Source organism: Bacillus sp. PK6-026, assembly GCF_054161455.1.
In genome coordinates this window covers 3,190,348-3,206,415 of record NZ_CP096418.1, presented here as the reverse complement: position 1 = coordinate 3,206,415, position 16,068 = coordinate 3,190,348, and the positions used below count along the sequence as shown (strand labels likewise).

Genomic DNA, 16,068 nt, shown 5'->3' with positions numbered 1-16,068 from the left:
GGAGAAGGAGGGATGATCATGGAAACTTTAACAATCGGACGAATCAAGCTGACATGGCTGAACGGAGGCGTCACACACATGGACGGAGGCGCCATGTTCGGCGTTGTGCCCAAGCCGCTTTGGTCTAAAAAGTATGACGTCAATGAGAAAAATCAGATCGAACTGAGAACAGACCCTATACTTGTTCAGAAAGACGGCACAAATTTGCTGATCGATTCCGGTATCGGACGCGGCAAACTGACGGATAAGCAGAAACGAAATTACGGGGTCACCGAAGAATCGTCAATTGCTAACTCGTTAAAAGCACTCGGGCTCTCAACGGAAGATATCAACGCCGTTCTGATGACACATCTCCATTTTGACCATGCATGCGGATTGACGCGCTATGAGGGAGAAAGCCTTGTTTCCGTGTTTCCGAATGCAGCGATTTACACGTCTGCGATCGAATGGGAAGAGATGAGAAATCCGAATATCCGCTCCAAAAATACATATTGGAAAGAAAACTGGGAAGCAGTTCAGCATCAAGTGAGGACCTTCGATGAGAAGCTCGAAGTTTTGCCGGGAATTACGATGCATCATACAGGCGGCCACAGCGACGGTCATTCCGTGATCGTTCTTGAGGATGCCGGCGAAACGGCCCTTCATATGGCTGATATTATGCCGACGCATGCCCATCAGAATCCTCTCTGGGTGCTGGCGTACGACGATTATCCGATGACATCGATTGCGGCGAAGCAAGCATGGCAGGCGAAAGCCGCCGAGAAAAACGCCTGGTACATTTTTTACCATGACGCCATTTATAGGGCATTAAAATGGGATGAAAACGGCGAGATTGCAGAGTCAGTAAAGAGAGAAAGGCGCTAAGCTATTTTGGTGAATGGTTTGCTTTGTAGTTATCCATCCTAAGGATAACTAACTTTTGAAAGGAAGACGACGGGTGAGCCACAATAATCTGAATGAACAAGTGATCGAGACGCAATTAAGAGGATTTGAAGTCCTTGCAACGCCCCTGCTGAACAAAGGGGTTGCCTTCCCTCCGGAGGAAAGGGAAGCTCTCGGCTTGACAGGATTGCTTCCTCCCAAGGTGCTGACGCTTGAAGAACAGGCAAAACGGGCGTATAAACAGTTCCAATCACAACCTGATGACTTGAGCAAAAACGTCTATTTAACGGCGCTTCATGACCGAAATGAAGTGCTGTTCTACAGGCTTCTGAACGACCATATGACAGAAATGCTGCCGATTGTTTATACCCCGACTGTCGGAACGGCAATCCAGCAATACAGCCATGAATACAGAAAGCCGCGGGGGCTGTTTTTGTCGGTTAATGACCCTGAAGGCATGAAAACGGCATTTGAAAATCTGGCCGCTAAAAAAAGCCGGATCGATTTGATTGTGGCCACTGATGCTGAAGGGATTCTCGGAATCGGGGATTGGGGAGTCGGAGGCATCGCCATTTCGATCGGAAAGCTTGCCGTTTATACTGCGGCTGCGGGCATCGATCCTAATAGGGTCCTTCCCGTTGTCATTGATGCGGGGACGAACCAGGAAAGGCTTCTCAATGATCCGCTTTATGTCGGGAATCAGCATTCAAGAATCAGAGGCGAGCGTTATGAATCGTTTATTGATCAATACGTTCAAATCGCAACCGAGACGTTTCCGGGCGTTTTGCTGCATTGGGAAGATTTCGGAACGCAAAATGCACGTCAGATTTTAAAAAAATACAAAGACAAAATTTGCACCTTTAACGACGACATTCAAGGCACAGGAGCAGTCACCCTTGCAGCGGTGCTTGCGGCCGTCAAAATATCGAAAATGCCCCTAAAAGATCATAAAGTGGTCATATTCGGAGCGGGGACGGCCGGGATCGGCAACGCAGAGCAAATTCGCGCCGCTCTTGTTCAAGAGGGGGTGTCGGAAGAGGAATCATACCGCCGTTTTTGGTGTGTTGACCGGAACGGTTTGCTGACAGATGATATGAACGACTTGCAGGACATTCAAAAGCCGTATGCACGGCCTGCCGACGAGGTCAAAGACTTTAGCCGGAACGGCCCGGGGGATACAATCGATCTGCTTGAGGTGGTAAAACAAGTGCAGCCTACCATTTTGATTGGAACCTCTACTGTATCGGGCGCATTTACAGAAGAAATCGTAAAAGAAATGGCAAAGCATGTGAAACGGCCGGCTATATTTCCGATGTCCAATCCGACGCCGTTATCTGAAGCAAGACCAGAAGATTTGATCAAATGGACGGAAGGGCGGGCGCTCGTCGCCACAGGAAGCCCGTTTGCGCCTGTCGATTACAACGGCACCCGTTATGCGATCGGCCAGGCGAACAATGCCTTTGTATTCCCCGGTCTCGGTCTCGGAACGCTCGTATCAAAAGCAAGGCTGATTACGGACAACATGTTTTACGCCAGCGCAGCTGCGATCGCGGGTATGGTTGACACCGGACGGCCCGGCGCAGCGCTCCTTCCGGAGGTTGAGGATTTGCGCACGGTTTCCGCAACAGTGGCAACGGCTGTCATTAAAGCAGCCATAAAAGACGGAGTTGCAGAAAATGAGCCGGGCGATGTGATTCAAGCTGTACAGGATGCGATGTGGCATCCGGTCTACCGGCCGATTCGCGCCATATAAAAAAATGCGGCCATTTCAGGCCGCATTTTTTTGATGCTATGCTGCGGTATCAATCACATCTACGATCATGCCTGTCTTCGCATCAACCATGACTTCGTACTGTTCAAGCTCTCCGAAAGCAGAACGTGTAATGCCTGTTTTGTACACCATGACGGTTTCGCCGTTTACGGTATAGGCTTCCGGAACGGTATATATCCATGAACCGTCGATCGGGCCTCTCTGTTTAAAAGCGGACTTGACGATGCGCAGCGCTTTTTCAGAAGAAATGTAAGGCTGCATGACATATTGTTTGACAACAACGGCCGCGGCAATGCCGATGCCGGCCCCAAGAAGAAAATGGCGCAGTTTCATCTTTTCAGCACCTCCAAAGCTTGTTTTTTTCATTATACAGAACATGTCCGTCCGTGTTAAGGATGGGCTCTCTTCTGGAAACACATCGCACACTTATGTAAAATGTAGAGAGATACATAAGAAAAGAGGGAAACAGATGAATCAGGAAACGAGAACGCTTTTTCAAACGCTGACGGAGCTCCCCGGCGCCCCGGGAAATGAACATCTAGTCCGCCGTTTCATGAAAAAAGAGCTTGAAAAATATGCTGATGAGATCCTCCAGGACAGACTGGGAAGCGTGTTCGGCGTTAAACATGGACCTGAAGACAGTCCGAAAATTATGGTGGCCGGCCATATGGATGAAGTGGGATTTATGGTGACATCAATCACAGACAACGGACTGCTTCGGTTTCAAACACTGGGCGGCTGGTGGAGCCAGGTTTTATTGGCTCAGCGGGTGGAAATCCATACGGACAATGGGCCGATCCCCGGCGTCATCGCGAGCACGCCTCCTCATCTTTTAACAGATGAGCAGAGGAGACGTCCAATGGATATCAAAAACATGATGATTGATATTGGTGCGGATGACAGGGAAGATGCCGAACGCATCGGTGTCAAACCAGGCCAGCAAATCGTGCCGATCTGTCCGTTTACCCCGATGGCAAATGAAAAGAAGATCATGGCGAAAGCATGGGATAACCGCTACGGCTGCGGACTCAGCATTGAGTTGCTGAAAGAACTGCAGGGAGCAGAACTTCCGAACACGCTTTACTCAGGCGCGACCGTTCAGGAAGAGCTCGGCACAAGAGGCGCGCAAACTGCGGCCAATATGATACAGCCTGACTTGTTTTTCGCGCTTGATGCAAGTCCGGCAAACGATGCGAGCGGCGACAAAAATCAATTTGGCCAGCTCGGCAAAGGGGTGTTGTTAAGGATTTTCGACCGGACGATGGTGACGCACAGCGAAATGAGAAATTTTGTGCTGGATACGGCAGAGACTTATGACATCCCGTATCAATATTTTGTTTCCCCTGGAGGAACCGATGCCGGTCGTGTTCACATCTCAAATGAAGGCGTTCCTTCGGCCGTGATCGGCATTTGTTCAAGATATATCCATACATCTGCTTCCATTATCCACGTTGATGACTACCTTGCTGCAAAAGAATTACTGCTCAAGCTTGTCAAAGCTTGCGACAGTTCTGCCGTACAATCGATTTTGCGAAATGATTGAACAAAGAGACCCTGTGCCGCTTTACGCACAGGGTCTCTTTTTGATGATACAGCTACCGGCTTTCAAATACGTACGACAACGATTTAATCGCCTGATTGACAGTTTCTACGGTAATGTTCGCTTTGTTTGACAGTTCTTTTAACGGATGATGGAGTGACTCAGGACGGATGATGATCAGCGGCTTGCCTTTGGCAATCGCGTATGAAGCATCCATCGCCGTGTTCCATTGCTTGTATTTTTCCCCGAAAAGAGCGATGACCACATCCGCTTTGTTCATTAAAACGGAAGTTCGAAAATTATTCAAATCCGAGGCTGCATCATCTTTCGCGATCGAATCAGCCTGCTTGCCCATAATTTCTTCACCGATGTTGTCGGAGCGGTCGTGATTTTCCATCGGTCCGACAAACGTGATCGGCAGCTTGAGCGATTTTGCTTTTTCCTTCACTTCTTCACGCCAATTGCTATGTATTTCTCCGGCAAGATAAACGATAAATTCCATACATGCTCCTCCTGACTGTCATGGGATCACGGCGCAAGGCGCCTTAACGGATATTTTTACCCTATTACTTACCATGTTAAACGAGAATGGCTTGATAAAGCAAAAAAATTATGCTTATGATATGAAAGAGGATCGGATCGTTAAGATTTTCCCTTTTTAAAACGGGTAAGATACATAAAGAATCGTCCATCTTTTAAAAAAGCAGGTGGACAGCAAAAGGCTGGATATGGAGCCGGTTGTCTGGTATGATCCGAATGGATGATAAGAACATATATTGGAGGCGTTGAGTGATGAAAACGATCGAGACGAATGAAGAACTGCAAAAAGTTGTGAAAGACGATTTATCCTTGTTGATGTTTTCGGCTGACTGGTGCCCGGACTGCCGTTTTGTAGAACCGTTTTTGCCCGAGCTTGAGGCGAACTATCCGGAATTTACATTCTATTATGTTGACCGTGACAAATTTATTGATACGTGCGCGGAGTGGGACATTTTCGGAATCCCGAGCTTCCTCGTATTTAAAGAAGGAAACGAAATCAGCCGCTTTGTCAGCAAAGACCGAAAAACGAAAGAGGAAATCGAGCAATTTTTGACAGATTCCCTGAATAAGTAGCCGAAAGGAGAGTTCCTCTATGAAAATGACGTCAAGGAAACTTTCCGATATATTAAAAAAACGTTTGCAAAATGACAACTGGTCCTTTCATTTCGACAGGGAAAAAGACACCTTGAGAATCGAGGATAAAAATACAGGAAAAGGCATTACACTCGAACTCCCGGGGATCATCGCCAAATGGGAGCAGAAAAAAGATGATGCGATTGACGAAGTCGTCTATTATACTGAGGAAGCACTCAATGCCATGAAAGGCCAGTCGCAGGAAATGGAAGGGCGGGAAAGTCTCATCTATCCCGTCATCCGCTCGACTTCCTTTCCCGAGAAATCCAGCGCAGGCGTTCCCTTGATTTTTGACGGCCACACGGCTGAAACACGAATATACTACGCGCTCGACCTTGGCAACACATACCGGCTGATCGACGAAAAAATGCTGGAAAAAGAGGGCTGGACAAAGGAAAGGATTCGGGAAACGGCTTCCTTTAACCTTCGCTCGCTCCAAACCGTTGTCAAAGAAGACGCAGTCGCCGGCAATCACTTCTACTTTTTCAGAGCAAATGACGGCTATGACGCCAGCAGGGTGTTGAACGAATCGATTCTCGCAGAGTATGAGAAAAGCGCGGAAGGGACACTGGCGGTGTCAATCCCGCACCAGGATGTGCTGATTATTGCCGACATCCGCAACAATGCCGGATACGATATTCTCGGGCAAATGTCGATGAGCTTTTTTGCAAACGGAACAGTGCCGATCACTGCGCTTTCTTTCCTTTATGAGGATGGAAAGCTTGAACCGATCTTTATTCTGGCTAAAAACCGCCCTAAAAAGAAATGATAGAAAGGAATTTTTCTCATGAACGCATTTTATAATCCAGAAGGCGTAGGCGATACGCTGCTCATCTCATTGAACGATATTCCGCGCGAAGAGATCGCTTTTGAGCGCTGCGGAGACGTCGTGAAAATTTTTCATAAAGACACAAAGGAAACAGGAGGCTATAACATTTTTAATGTCTCCTCATATTTAAGCATTGAGGAAAGCGGAGCTGTTGCGCTTTCCGAATCCTTTGTCCAGGATGTGAATGAAATCCTGGTCCGCAACGGTTTGAAAGATGAGCTGACCGTCGATCTTTCTCCGAAGTTTGTGGTCGGATATGTCGAAGAAAAAGAAAAGCATCCGAATGCCGATAAACTGAGTGTCTGCAAAGTGAATGTAGGGAGCGATACGCTGCAAATCGTCTGCGGAGCTCCTAATATTGAAGCCGGCCAAAAAGTCGTCGTAGCCAAAGTTGGAGCCGTGATGCCGAGCGGTATGATTATTAAAGATGCGGAACTTCGCGGAGTGGCGTCAAGCGGTATGATTTGTTCTGCCAAGGAACTGAACCTCCCAGACGCGCCGAAGGAAAAAGGCATTCTTGTCCTTGATGACAGCCGTAAAGCAGGAGAAGCTTTTACATTTTAACGGCATAAAATGAAAAAAACTTTCGAATAGATGTAAAAAAGAAGCCGCTGGGTAGATAAACTTGGCGGCTTTTTTATTCGGAGGGCGGACACATGAGAAGGACTTGTCCTTTTCTGGGTGGGGAAGCAGTGGTATACTTAAAACCGTCCCCGAAAAATTTAAGGGAGTTAGAGAGTGATGATTCATGAGCTGGTTTAATAAAATGTTCAGCCTGTTTTTAGGCGATGATGAAGATAATGAAAAACAAAAAAAGCACATAGATGAGTTTGAGGCGGATTCATTTATAGAGAAAGACGAAGAAATGCCGCAAATTTCCGACGCAAAAGTCGTATATGAATATCCAAAAGGGAAATTCCGCTTCCCGGTTATACCTGATCAAAACTCGCGGCCGCGGGAAAAGGATGACAGCCGCGAACAAAGGACCCGCCGCCCGGCAAGCCGGCACACAGCTTCTCAGCCGAAACCCGGAAATTCCTATCATCATGAAGAGAAAGCGGCGAAAAAACCCTTTAGGCCGTCCGTCATCCCGTCACCGGTTTACGGCTTTCATGAACAGAAAAGAGCCAAACCGGAAAATTATACATATCGTGCAAACAAACAAATGGAAGCGCGTGTCACGCTGTTTAACGAAGAAATTGAAAAAGAGCAGAAGGTTGCCGGAAATAAGCAGCCGGTACGAGAAGAACCTTCCTTGCAAACTGAAAAGAACGGCCGTCCGCTGACTAAAAGCGAGAGTCGCAATCCGACATGGCGAGCCGAATTTGAAGATGTCCCGCATATGTCGGAGGAAACGGATTTCCGCCGAGAGCAAATCACAGAAGGTGGCGAAGCCGCTGAAGAAAAAGCGCTGCGGCATGAATCCGAACGAACGGAAACCCCTGTCTCAACACGTACTCCGGAAGAAACGGAAATCCGCCAAGAGCGAATGACAGAAGACTCTGGGCTCGCCGAAGAGAAAGCGCTGCGGCATGAATCCGAACGAACGGAAACCCCTGTCTCAACACATACTCCGGAAGAAACGGAAATCCGCCAAGAGCGAATGACAGAAGGCGGCGGGCTTGCCGAAGAGAAAGCGCTGCGGTATGAAGCTGAAGAAGAGACAGCCACCGCATCATGGAACATAACGGAAGAAGAAGCAATTCCCGCCGAGCAAACGCCGGAACAAATCGAAAAGCTTTTGGATCAGATCGAGGAAACCGGAGAAGAGAAGGAAACTGCAGAGGATGCAGAAACCATCGTAGAAGAACATGGGGAGACTAACGGCTCGGACGAAATGCTGCCTGACCCGGAAGCTTCAATTCCAGAAAAGCAGTACACTGGCCGCAGTTCTGAAGTATCCGACCAGAGCGATGGTCCTTCCGATAACAAAAACCGGACAGATTCCAACACGCCGGCTGACGCTCGTGAAGAAACAAGCGGAAGCAGCCAGGCTGGCTGGAGACATGAGCATGCATCATTTTCACCGGAACCGGAAGAGACAGCGTCAAGCGCGGGTGAACCCGAAAACAGCGAACAGGACCGGGAGAGTACAGGGACAGTTGAGGGGCGGCCTGAGGCTCCGCGGAAACGGGAAACAGGAGCTGCTCCGGGATCGAAGAAAGGCTCTGTTCCGTTTAATGTCATGATGCTTTCATCAGATAAACAAAAAGAAAAAGCGCCTCAAGGATATCAGTTCCCGAATATGTCTTTGCTTGATGTGCCTCCGGCGCAAAAGCAGGATGATCAGGCCTGGATACACGAGCAGCGCGAGCTGTTGGACGTCACGCTTGAGAACTTCAATGTCAAAGCAAATGTCGTTCATGTCACCCAGGGGCCTTCTGTGACAAGATTTGAGGTGCATCCTGAACCCGGAGTGAAAGTCAACAAAATTACAAATCTGTCAGATGATATTAAACTCAGCCTGTCAGCGAAGGATATTCGGATCGAAGCGCCGATTCCGGGAAAAAATACGATCGGAATTGAAGTGCCGAATCTGCATAGTAAAATGGTTTATTTGCGCGAAATGATCAGAAGTTCGGAATTCAGAACGAATCCGTCTCCTCTGACCGCAGCCCTCGGACTCGACATTTCCGGAAAGCCCGTCGTGGCAGATCTGAAAAAAATGCCCCACGGGTTGATTGCCGGGGCTACGGGATCAGGGAAAAGCGTATGCATCAACACGATCTTAGTCAGTCTGCTGTTCAAAGCGGCGCCGAGGGATGTCAAGCTTCTGCTTATCGATCCTAAGATGGTGGAGCTTGCTCCGTATAATAAAATTCCTCATCTCGTCAGTCCTGTCATCACAGATGCCAAAGCGGCAACTGCTGCATTAAAATGGGTTGTCGAAGAAATGGAGCGGCGCTATGAATTATTTGCCCATTCCGGTGTTCGGGAAATTGAACGATTTAATGAAAAAGTCCGGGAACAGAACATGGGTGAAAAACTTCCTTATCTTGTTGTCGTGATTGATGAACTTGCCGACTTAATGATGGTCGCTCCGAATGAAGTGGAAGAAAGCATCTGCCGAATCGCACAAAAAGCAAGAGCATGCGGCATCCATCTTCTGATCGCGACGCAGCGGCCTTCAGTTGATGTCATTACCGGCTTGATTAAAGCCAATATACCAACAAGAATAGCGTTTTCTGTATCAAGCGCCGTCGATTCAAGAACGATTATCGATATGGCGGGAGCTGAAAAGCTGCTTGGAAAAGGGGATATGCTGTTCTTGGAGAACGGTTCAGGCAAACCGGTCCGCCTGCAGGGCAACTTTGTTTCCGACCGGGAGATTGACCGTGTCGTTTCACATGTCAGACGGCAGCAGGAGCCGAACTATTTATTTGAACAAGAACAATTGGTCAGACAAAATCCGGCCGGATTTGATCAGGATGAACTGTTTCTGGAAGCGTGCGAATTTGCCGTGGAACAAAACAGCGCCAGCACTTCAAGCCTGCAGCGGCGCTTTCGCATCGGCTATAACAGAGCTGCCAGATTAATCGATATGATGGAAAGGGAAGGCATGATTTCTGAGGCGAAAGGAAGTAAGCCGAGAGAAGTCCTGATTACAAAGGCCGACCTGGAACAGTTAATAGAAAGTAGTTCACTTTTCGGCTAAACATGGTATGATAGCAGATGGGCGTGTTTTTTTTAGAGCGCCGCATATTAAAGCGCCGGCAGCGGCGTTTTAATCCGTTTTTAAGAGCACTTCCGTGAAAGGGTTCAAAAAAATCCTTTACGCAGGAGGTTTATTCACTCTTGAAAATGTCTGATACTGAATATAATGATGACTTTGAAGAAAACGATGCGGCCGAGCTTAGGTTGCAAATTGAAATAAGCGTCATATACTGGGAAGCAGATAGACGTTTGTTGGAGGTACAATTATGACTGTTTATCATTTTGTCGGAATAAAAGGGACAGGTATGAGTCCGCTTGCCCAAATTCTCCATGATAATGGATATAATGTCCAAGGATCGGATATCGAAAAGTACATTTTTACACAAACCGCTTTAGAGGAGAGAAATATCCCGATATATCCGTTTGATCCGGAAAATATCAAGCCGGGAATGATTGTTATTGCCGGAAATGCTTTTCCCGACACCCATCCTGAAATTGAAAAAGCGCGAGCGGAAGGCCTGCAAGTCGTGCGGTATCATAAATTCCTCGGTGACTATCTGAAGAAATTTACGAGTATTGCCGTGACAGGGGCACATGGCAAAACGTCAACGACGGGTCTTTTATCCCATGTCATCCAGAAAGCAAAACCGACATCTTATCTGATTGGAGACGGGACTGGAAAAGGCTGCGAAAACAGCGAGTACTTTGTGCTTGAAGCCTGTGAATACAGAAGGCATTTTCTGAGCTATCAGCCTGATTATGCGATTATGACAAATATTGATTTTGATCATCCCGATTATTTCGCGAATATCGATGATGTATTTGACGCATTTCAAACGATGGCATTACAGGTGAACAAGGGAATTATCGCATGCGGCGACGACGAATATTTGATGAAAATCCATGCGAACGTTCCAGTCGTATACTACGGCTTTGCCGAGGAAAACGATTTTCAGGCGAGAAATGTCATCAAAAATACCGAGGGCACAACGTTCGATGTTTTCGTCAGGAACACATTCTACGATACCTTCTATATACCGGCATACGGCAGCCATAACGTTCTGAACGCTTTGGCCGTTATCGCACTCTGCCATTATGAACAGGTCGATGTCGATATCATTAAAGAAGGATTGCAAACCTTTGGCGGCGTTAAACGCAGATTTAACGAAAAACATGCCGGCAGCCAAGTGTTGATTGACGATTATGCCCATCATCCGACTGAAATCACGGTGACGATTGAAGCAGCCAGACAGAAGTATCCGGAACGGGACATTGTCGCAGTATTTCAACCGCATACATTTACGCGTACGCAGTCGTTCCTGAATGAGTTTGCCGAAAGCCTCAAGAAAGCCGATTATGTATATCTTTGCGATATATTCGGATCTGCCCGAGAAAATGCAGGAAAGCTGACGATCGGCGATTTGCAGGAGAAAATCCCGCAGGCGAAGCTGATCGATGAAAATGACACATCGATTTTAAAGGAGCATGAAAATGCAGTGTTAATTTTCATGGGCGCAGGTGACATTCAAAAGTATTTAAAAGCATATGAAAATGTATTAGCATAATGAGAAAAAGGCAGTGTGAGTCAATCCGCTGCTTTTTTGTACATATGGAGCCGGGAGTTTCTGTTAAAGGAATTCTCTCGTGCGTGTAGAAAAAGTAAATATAAAGGTTTACGATTTAAACAATTGGGTATACATCAATTGTAAGACCTTAGCTCGAGGAGGATAAGATGATTATTATTCTATATTTAAGCGCCGCACTCATCGCTGTCAGCTTTCTTATTCTGGTTATCTATTTATCAAAAACATTAAAATCGCTTCAACTCACACTCAATCATGTTGCCGCAACGCTGGAAGGTGTTGAAGGACAAATGAAAGGCATCACAGCTGAAACAACGGAGCTCCTGAATAAGACGAACCGGCTCGCTGATGATATTCAGGAAAAATCTTTGAAGCTGAATACGGTCGTGGATGCCGTTCAGGAAGTCGGCACATCGGTCAGGCAGTTTAACAGCTCCATTCAGCAGGTTTCAGAGTCCGTCACATCAGCCGCAGAGCAAAACCGTGAAAAAATTTCTCAAGTTGTCAGCTGGAGCAATGCAGCTTTGGAAATTTGGAATAGATGGAAACAAAAGAAGATGAAGGAGGAATAATTTATGAGTAAAGATGGAATGAATACTAAGGATTTTTTAATCGGCACGTTTGTAGGCGGAATCATCGGGGCAGCCGCAGCTTTATTTTTAGCACCGAAGTCAGGGAAAGAGCTTCGCGATGACCTCGGAAATCAGGCTGTCGTTTTAAAAGATAAGACCGGAAAGCTCACAAGCGAAGCGAGGGAGAGAGGTTCTGAGTACGTCAGCATCGCCAAAGAGAAGACATCTTCGATTTCACAGCTTGTTGCCGACCAGTCTTCACAGATCATGGATAAAGTCAAAGACTTGCGAAACAAAGGTGCTGAAAAAGCTGATGAACTAAAGGAAGAAGCATCGACTAAAATCGAAGAACAGGCTGAAGAAGCCAAAAATGAAATAGAAGATGAAGCAAGGGAAACAGCGGATACCGTCCAGAAATAATGGAGGAAAGGGAGATCACCGTGTCGAAACAGCTCATTCAAACAGAGGATGAATTTAAAAAGCTTCCAAAAAACAACGATACATTTATCTTTTTGAAACATAGTGTGACATGCCCGATCAGCAGGCGCGCGTTTGAAGAATTTGAATCATTCGCCAATCAGCATGAAGACATACCGGCTTATTATCTAAAAGTGCAGGAAAGCCGACCGCTGTCAAACTATATCGCTGAGCAGTACGGAATTAAACACGAAAGTCCTCAAGCCTTCATTTTTACAAACGGGAACGTGAAATGGCACGCCTCCCATTCGCAAATTACAGCTCAAGCACTTGCGGAAAACAGCAGATAATCCGCAGGTAAAAACGGCCAAGACGTATAGCGTTTTGGCCGTTTTCTATGTTGTTATGATGCTTTTGCCTCATGGAAATGCCTTTTTAGGAAAATGTATCGTTTGATCTATGGTTGTACGTTATAATTAATAAAACAGGAGGTGATGAGTTGAACACTGAATTAAAGGACATGCTTCAATCCGTTCTAAAAGAAGAATTGAGTCCGATCAATCAGCGTCTTGATGGAATCGACAAGCGCTTAGACAAAATCGACGCACGCTTCGCTGAGATCGACAAGCGCTTCGATGAAGTGGACGCACGTTTCGTTGAAGTAGATAAGCGCTTTAACGCAATCGACAAGCGCTTCAAAGAAATAGACGGGCGCTTAAACAAAGTAGAAAACCGCTTAAACGCAATGGACAAGCGGCTGAATCGGCTTGAAACAGATATAGATGAACTGAAAAGAGGACAGGAGAGGCTCCCGAAAACGATCATCGAGAACATCGGACAATTTACGGAGAACATTGTCGAACATGCCGATGATAAGGCGGCTGCCTTGAATGACAGGGTTTTTAGCGTCGAAACCGCAATACAGAGAATATACAGGTTATCAAGTTAAAGAATCAAACAGGATTCTTTTTTTTTTATTCTTCCGACAAACACCCGCACAGCAAGGGATAAACTGCATATAATGCTTTATCGCTTAAAAGCGTTTTGGTAATAAAGAATTTTTTCGTGACATTTTAAGAAACATTGTTTATAATAAACCCTAATCAATTGAATCATTCTTATTCTCATAGAGGGTGAAGTTAAAAAGAAAGGATGGATAACATGAGCAACACTGAACTTGATTTGCTGAGGCAGCAGGCGAATGAATTAAACTTGCAAATATTAAAGCTGATTAATGAGCGAGGAAGAATCGTTCAGGAGATTGGAAAAGCGAAGGAAGCGCAAGGCATCAACCGCTACGATCCAGTCAGAGAAAGAGCGATGCTGAACGAAATTATTGAAAATAATGACGGACCGTTTGAAAACTCGACGATCCAGCATATTTTCAAAGAGATTTTCAAAGCTGGACTTGAGCTTCAGGAAGACGATCACAGCAAAGCACTGCTCGTTTCCCGCAAGAAAAAGCCTGAAAATACGATCGTTGATTTGAAAGGCGAAAAGATCGGCGACGGAGAACAAAGATTTATCGTCGGTCCGTGTGCAGTTGAAAGCTATGAGCAAGTAGCCGAAGTTGCAGCCGCAGCTAAAAAGCAAGGCTTGAAACTGCTTCGCGGCGGAGCCTTCAAACCCCGTACAAGCCCGTACGACTTCCAAGGCCTCGGTGTTGAAGGCCTGCAAATCTTAAAGCGTGTTGCTGATGAGTATGATCTTGCCGTCATCAGTGAGATCGTGAATCCGCAGCATATTGAAGAAGCCATTGATTACATTGATGTTATCCAAATCGGCGCCCGCAACATGCAAAACTTCGAGCTCTTAAAAGCCGCCGGTTCAGTGAAGAAGCCGGTTCTGCTAAAGCGCGGACTTGCCGCAACGCTGAAGGAATTCATCAATGCAGCGGAGTACATCATGTCACAGGGCAATGATCAAATCATCCTTTGCGAACGCGGAATCAGAACGTATGAGACAGCGACTAGAAATACGCTTGATATCTCAGCTGTGCCGATCCTGAAGCAGGAAACTCACCTTCCTGTATTCGTGGATGTCACTCATTCTACCGGACGCCGCGACTTGCTGCTTCCGACAGCAAAAGCAGCGCTTGCGATCGGAGCTGACGGCGTCATGGCCGAAGTCCACCCTGATCCTTCTGTCGCGCTTTCCGACTCTGCTCAGCAAATGGATATCCCGACATTTGAAAAATGGTTAAATGAACTGAAGCCGCTCGTTCAAGTAAAAGCATAAGATTCGTTTATGGACCGCTTTCGAGCGGTCCTTTTTTTAGTTGTCATCAAAAATTGTCGAAAAAATGTCTTATTTTTAATTAAAAAGCTGTTTATTCTTATTTAAATTAATTATAAAAATAAAGGGAACGTTTTCATATTAGGTAAAACCGTGTATAATTTCAGAGAGCCCCTTTTGTTTTGGCAGGTTATGAAAAATAATGTAAACTTGAGTTCTGTTTATTTTACATAAAGTTTTACATTTTGACATTTCTCTACATGAAAATGTTTATGCTATAGGAAAAGAAAAGTGTACCCAGTTGAAGGAGTGGTAAAAATGAGTAATGTGACAATATATGATGTAGCACGCGAAGCAAATGTAAGTATGGCAACCGTTTCCAGGGTTGTGAACGGAAATCCGAACGTCAAGCCGACGACGAGAAAGAAGGTGCTTGAAGCCATCGAGCGTCTTGGCTATCGTCCAAATGCCGTGGCAAGGGGCCTTGCAAGCAAAAAGACGACGACTGTCGGCGTGATCATTCCCGATATTTCCAGCATCTTTTATTCAGAGCTGGCGAGGGGAATCGAAGATATCGCAACGATGTACAAGTACAATATTATTTTGAGCAACTCCGACCAGAATATGGACAAAGAACTTCATCTTTTGAATACGATGCTAGGAAAACAAGTTGACGGTATCGTCTTTATGAGCGGAAATGTCACTGAAGAGCATGTGGAGGAGTTTAAGCGGTCACCAGTTCCGATCGTGCTTGCGGCATCTGTTGAAGAAAAAGGGGAAACGCCGTCGGTTGCGATCGATTATGAACAGGCGATTTATGATGCGGCTACCATGCTGATTGAAAAAGGCCATAAGCGCCTTGCGTTTGTATCAGGACCTATGACTGAGCCGGTCAATCAAGCGAAAAAACTTCAAGGCTTTAAAAGAGCGCTTGAGGATAAGGGGCTGACATTTAAAGAAGAGTATGTCGCAGAAGGCGATTATACGTACGATTCAGGAATGGAAGCGCTGGAGGCGCTAATGAAGCTGGATGAAAAACCGACGGCCGTCCTGTCAGCGACAGACGAAATGGCACTCGGCGTTATTCACGCAGCACAGGATAAAGGACTGGCTATTCCGGATGACCTTGAAGTGATCGGCTTTGACAATACAAGGCTTTCATTAATGGTTCGACCGCAGCTGTCGACTGTCGTCCAGCCGACGTATGATATCGGTGCCGTAGCGATGAGACTTCTGACAAAGCTGATGAACAAAGAGGAAGTCGAAGAGCATATTGTCCAGCTGCCGCATCGCATTGAACTCAGACAATCAACAAAATGATCATGATTAAATAAACGAGAAAGAAAGCAAGTGTTCACAGCTTTTTTCGTGAATTGCTTGCTTTCTTTTCCTTGAGCTGGAGAGATTATGAA

The 16,068-nt window shown here is 46.3% G+C and carries 16 protein-coding genes; 14 read left to right on the top strand and 2 right to left on the bottom strand.

What is annotated here, in order from left to right; translation table 11 throughout:
- Positions 1-18: 18 nt before the first annotated feature.
- Together M1D59_RS16280 and M1D59_RS16275 are read left to right on the top strand one after the other, a co-directional pair.
- The gene (locus M1D59_RS16280; RefSeq protein ID WP_146873363.1) at positions 19-864 is read left to right on the top strand and encodes a YtnP family quorum-quenching lactonase; all 846 of its coding nucleotides are present in this window, start codon (positions 19-21) and stop codon (positions 862-864) included.
- Between the two features lie 73 nt (positions 865-937).
- On the top strand, positions 938-2,635 hold the full coding sequence (locus M1D59_RS16275) for an NAD-dependent malic enzyme (RefSeq protein WP_186440062.1): 1,698 nt from the start codon (positions 938-940) through the stop codon (positions 2,633-2,635).
- Between the two features lie 36 nt (positions 2,636-2,671).
- Here the strand turns inward: M1D59_RS16275 and M1D59_RS16270 are convergent, their stop codons facing one another.
- A complete protein-coding gene (locus M1D59_RS16270; RefSeq protein ID WP_020452616.1) occupies positions 2,672-2,986 on the bottom strand; it encodes a PepSY domain-containing protein in 315 nt (104 codons plus the stop codon).
- A 136-nt stretch (positions 2,987-3,122) separates the two neighbouring features.
- Here M1D59_RS16270 and M1D59_RS16265 point away from each other — a divergent pair, with 136 nt between their 5' ends.
- The gene (locus tag M1D59_RS16265) at positions 3,123-4,196 is read left to right on the top strand and encodes a M42 family metallopeptidase (RefSeq protein ID WP_458117527.1); all 1,074 of its coding nucleotides are present in this window, start codon (positions 3,123-3,125) and stop codon (positions 4,194-4,196) included.
- A 52-nt stretch (positions 4,197-4,248) separates the two neighbouring features.
- On the opposite strand, the gene M1D59_RS16260 is transcribed toward M1D59_RS16265, so the two are convergent.
- The gene (locus M1D59_RS16260; RefSeq protein ID WP_020452614.1) at positions 4,249-4,695 is read right to left on the bottom strand and encodes a YtoQ family protein; all 447 of its coding nucleotides are present in this window, start codon (positions 4,693-4,695) and stop codon (positions 4,249-4,251) included.
- Between the two features lie 290 nt (positions 4,696-4,985).
- Here M1D59_RS16260 and M1D59_RS16255 point away from each other — a divergent pair, with 290 nt between their 5' ends.
- The 11 genes from M1D59_RS16255 (at position 4,986) to ccpA (ending at position 15,976) form a co-directional block, all read left to right on the top strand.
- Entirely contained in the window at positions 4,986-5,306 is a 321-nt protein-coding gene (locus tag M1D59_RS16255; protein WP_003184462.1) for a thioredoxin family protein, read from the top strand.
- Between the two features lie 19 nt (positions 5,307-5,325).
- Entirely contained in the window at positions 5,326-6,135 is an 810-nt protein-coding gene (locus tag M1D59_RS16250; RefSeq protein ID WP_020452613.1) for a DUF1444 domain-containing protein, read from the top strand.
- Between the two features lie 18 nt (positions 6,136-6,153).
- Entirely contained in the window at positions 6,154-6,759 is a 606-nt protein-coding gene (gene ytpR / locus M1D59_RS16245) for a YtpR family tRNA-binding protein (protein WP_023855515.1), read from the top strand.
- A 184-nt stretch (positions 6,760-6,943) separates the two neighbouring features.
- Entirely contained in the window at positions 6,944-9,850 is a 2,907-nt protein-coding gene (locus tag M1D59_RS16240) for a DNA translocase FtsK (protein ID WP_458117526.1), read from the top strand.
- Positions 9,851-10,115: 265 nt separating this feature from the next.
- Positions 10,116-11,414 carry a UDP-N-acetylmuramate--L-alanine ligase gene (gene murC, locus M1D59_RS16235; protein ID WP_023855512.1) on the top strand — a complete coding sequence of 433 codons (1,299 nt, stop codon included), beginning with the start codon at positions 10,116-10,118 and terminating at the stop codon, positions 11,412-11,414.
- 167 nt (positions 11,415-11,581) lie between these two features.
- Positions 11,582-12,004 carry a DUF948 domain-containing protein gene (locus M1D59_RS16230; protein WP_458117525.1) on the top strand — a complete coding sequence of 141 codons (423 nt, stop codon included), beginning with the start codon at positions 11,582-11,584 and terminating at the stop codon, positions 12,002-12,004.
- A 3-nt stretch (positions 12,005-12,007) separates the two neighbouring features.
- Complete coding sequence (locus M1D59_RS16225) at positions 12,008-12,424, top strand: YtxH domain-containing protein (protein WP_020452608.1); 417 nt, start codon at positions 12,008-12,010, stop codon at positions 12,422-12,424.
- Positions 12,425-12,444: 20 nt separating this feature from the next.
- Positions 12,445-12,771, top strand: coding sequence for a bacillithiol system redox-active protein YtxJ (gene ytxJ, locus M1D59_RS16220; RefSeq protein WP_146873372.1), 327 nt, complete (start codon positions 12,445-12,447; stop codon positions 12,769-12,771).
- Between the two features lie 149 nt (positions 12,772-12,920).
- The gene (locus M1D59_RS16215; RefSeq protein ID WP_458117524.1) at positions 12,921-13,370 is read left to right on the top strand and encodes a hypothetical protein; all 450 of its coding nucleotides are present in this window, start codon (positions 12,921-12,923) and stop codon (positions 13,368-13,370) included.
- 212 nt (positions 13,371-13,582) lie between these two features.
- Positions 13,583-14,659 (top strand): bifunctional 3-deoxy-7-phosphoheptulonate synthase/chorismate mutase, encoded by a 1,077-nt coding sequence (locus M1D59_RS16210; RefSeq protein ID WP_003184447.1) that lies wholly within the window; start codon positions 13,583-13,585, stop codon positions 14,657-14,659.
- A gap of 315 nt (positions 14,660-14,974) precedes the next feature.
- Positions 14,975-15,976, top strand: a complete 1,002-nt coding sequence (gene ccpA, locus M1D59_RS16205) for a catabolite control protein A (RefSeq protein WP_020452605.1) — start codon at positions 14,975-14,977, stop codon at positions 15,974-15,976.
- Positions 15,977-16,068 lie beyond the last annotated feature (92 nt).

Bases quoted from the DNA above. Each gene is read 5' to 3' on its own strand.
- M1D59_RS16280 (WP_146873363.1), top strand. From the start codon at position 19: ATGGAAACTTTAACAATCGGACGAATCAAGCTGACATGGCTGAACGGA.
- M1D59_RS16270 (WP_020452616.1), bottom strand. From the start codon at position 2,986: ATGAAACTGCGCCATTTTCTTCTTGGGGCCGGCATCGGCATTGCCGCG.
- M1D59_RS16265 (WP_458117527.1), top strand. From the start codon at position 3,123: ATGAATCAGGAAACGAGAACGCTTTTTCAAACGCTGACGGAGCTCCCC.
- M1D59_RS16260 (WP_020452614.1), bottom strand. From the start codon at position 4,695: ATGGAATTTATCGTTTATCTTGCCGGAGAAATACATAGCAATTGGCGT.
- M1D59_RS16255 (WP_003184462.1), top strand. From the start codon at position 4,986: ATGAAAACGATCGAGACGAATGAAGAACTGCAAAAAGTTGTGAAAGAC.
- M1D59_RS16250 (WP_020452613.1), top strand. From the start codon at position 5,326: ATGAAAATGACGTCAAGGAAACTTTCCGATATATTAAAAAAACGTTTG.
- ytpR (WP_023855515.1), top strand. From the start codon at position 6,154: ATGAACGCATTTTATAATCCAGAAGGCGTAGGCGATACGCTGCTCATC.
- M1D59_RS16240 (WP_458117526.1), top strand. From the start codon at position 6,944: ATGAGCTGGTTTAATAAAATGTTCAGCCTGTTTTTAGGCGATGATGAA.
- murC (WP_023855512.1), top strand. From the start codon at position 10,116: ATGACTGTTTATCATTTTGTCGGAATAAAAGGGACAGGTATGAGTCCG.
- M1D59_RS16230 (WP_458117525.1), top strand. From the start codon at position 11,582: ATGATTATTATTCTATATTTAAGCGCCGCACTCATCGCTGTCAGCTTT.
- M1D59_RS16225 (WP_020452608.1), top strand. From the start codon at position 12,008: ATGAGTAAAGATGGAATGAATACTAAGGATTTTTTAATCGGCACGTTT.
- M1D59_RS16210 (WP_003184447.1), top strand. From the start codon at position 13,583: ATGAGCAACACTGAACTTGATTTGCTGAGGCAGCAGGCGAATGAATTA.
- ccpA (WP_020452605.1), top strand. From the start codon at position 14,975: ATGAGTAATGTGACAATATATGATGTAGCACGCGAAGCAAATGTAAGT.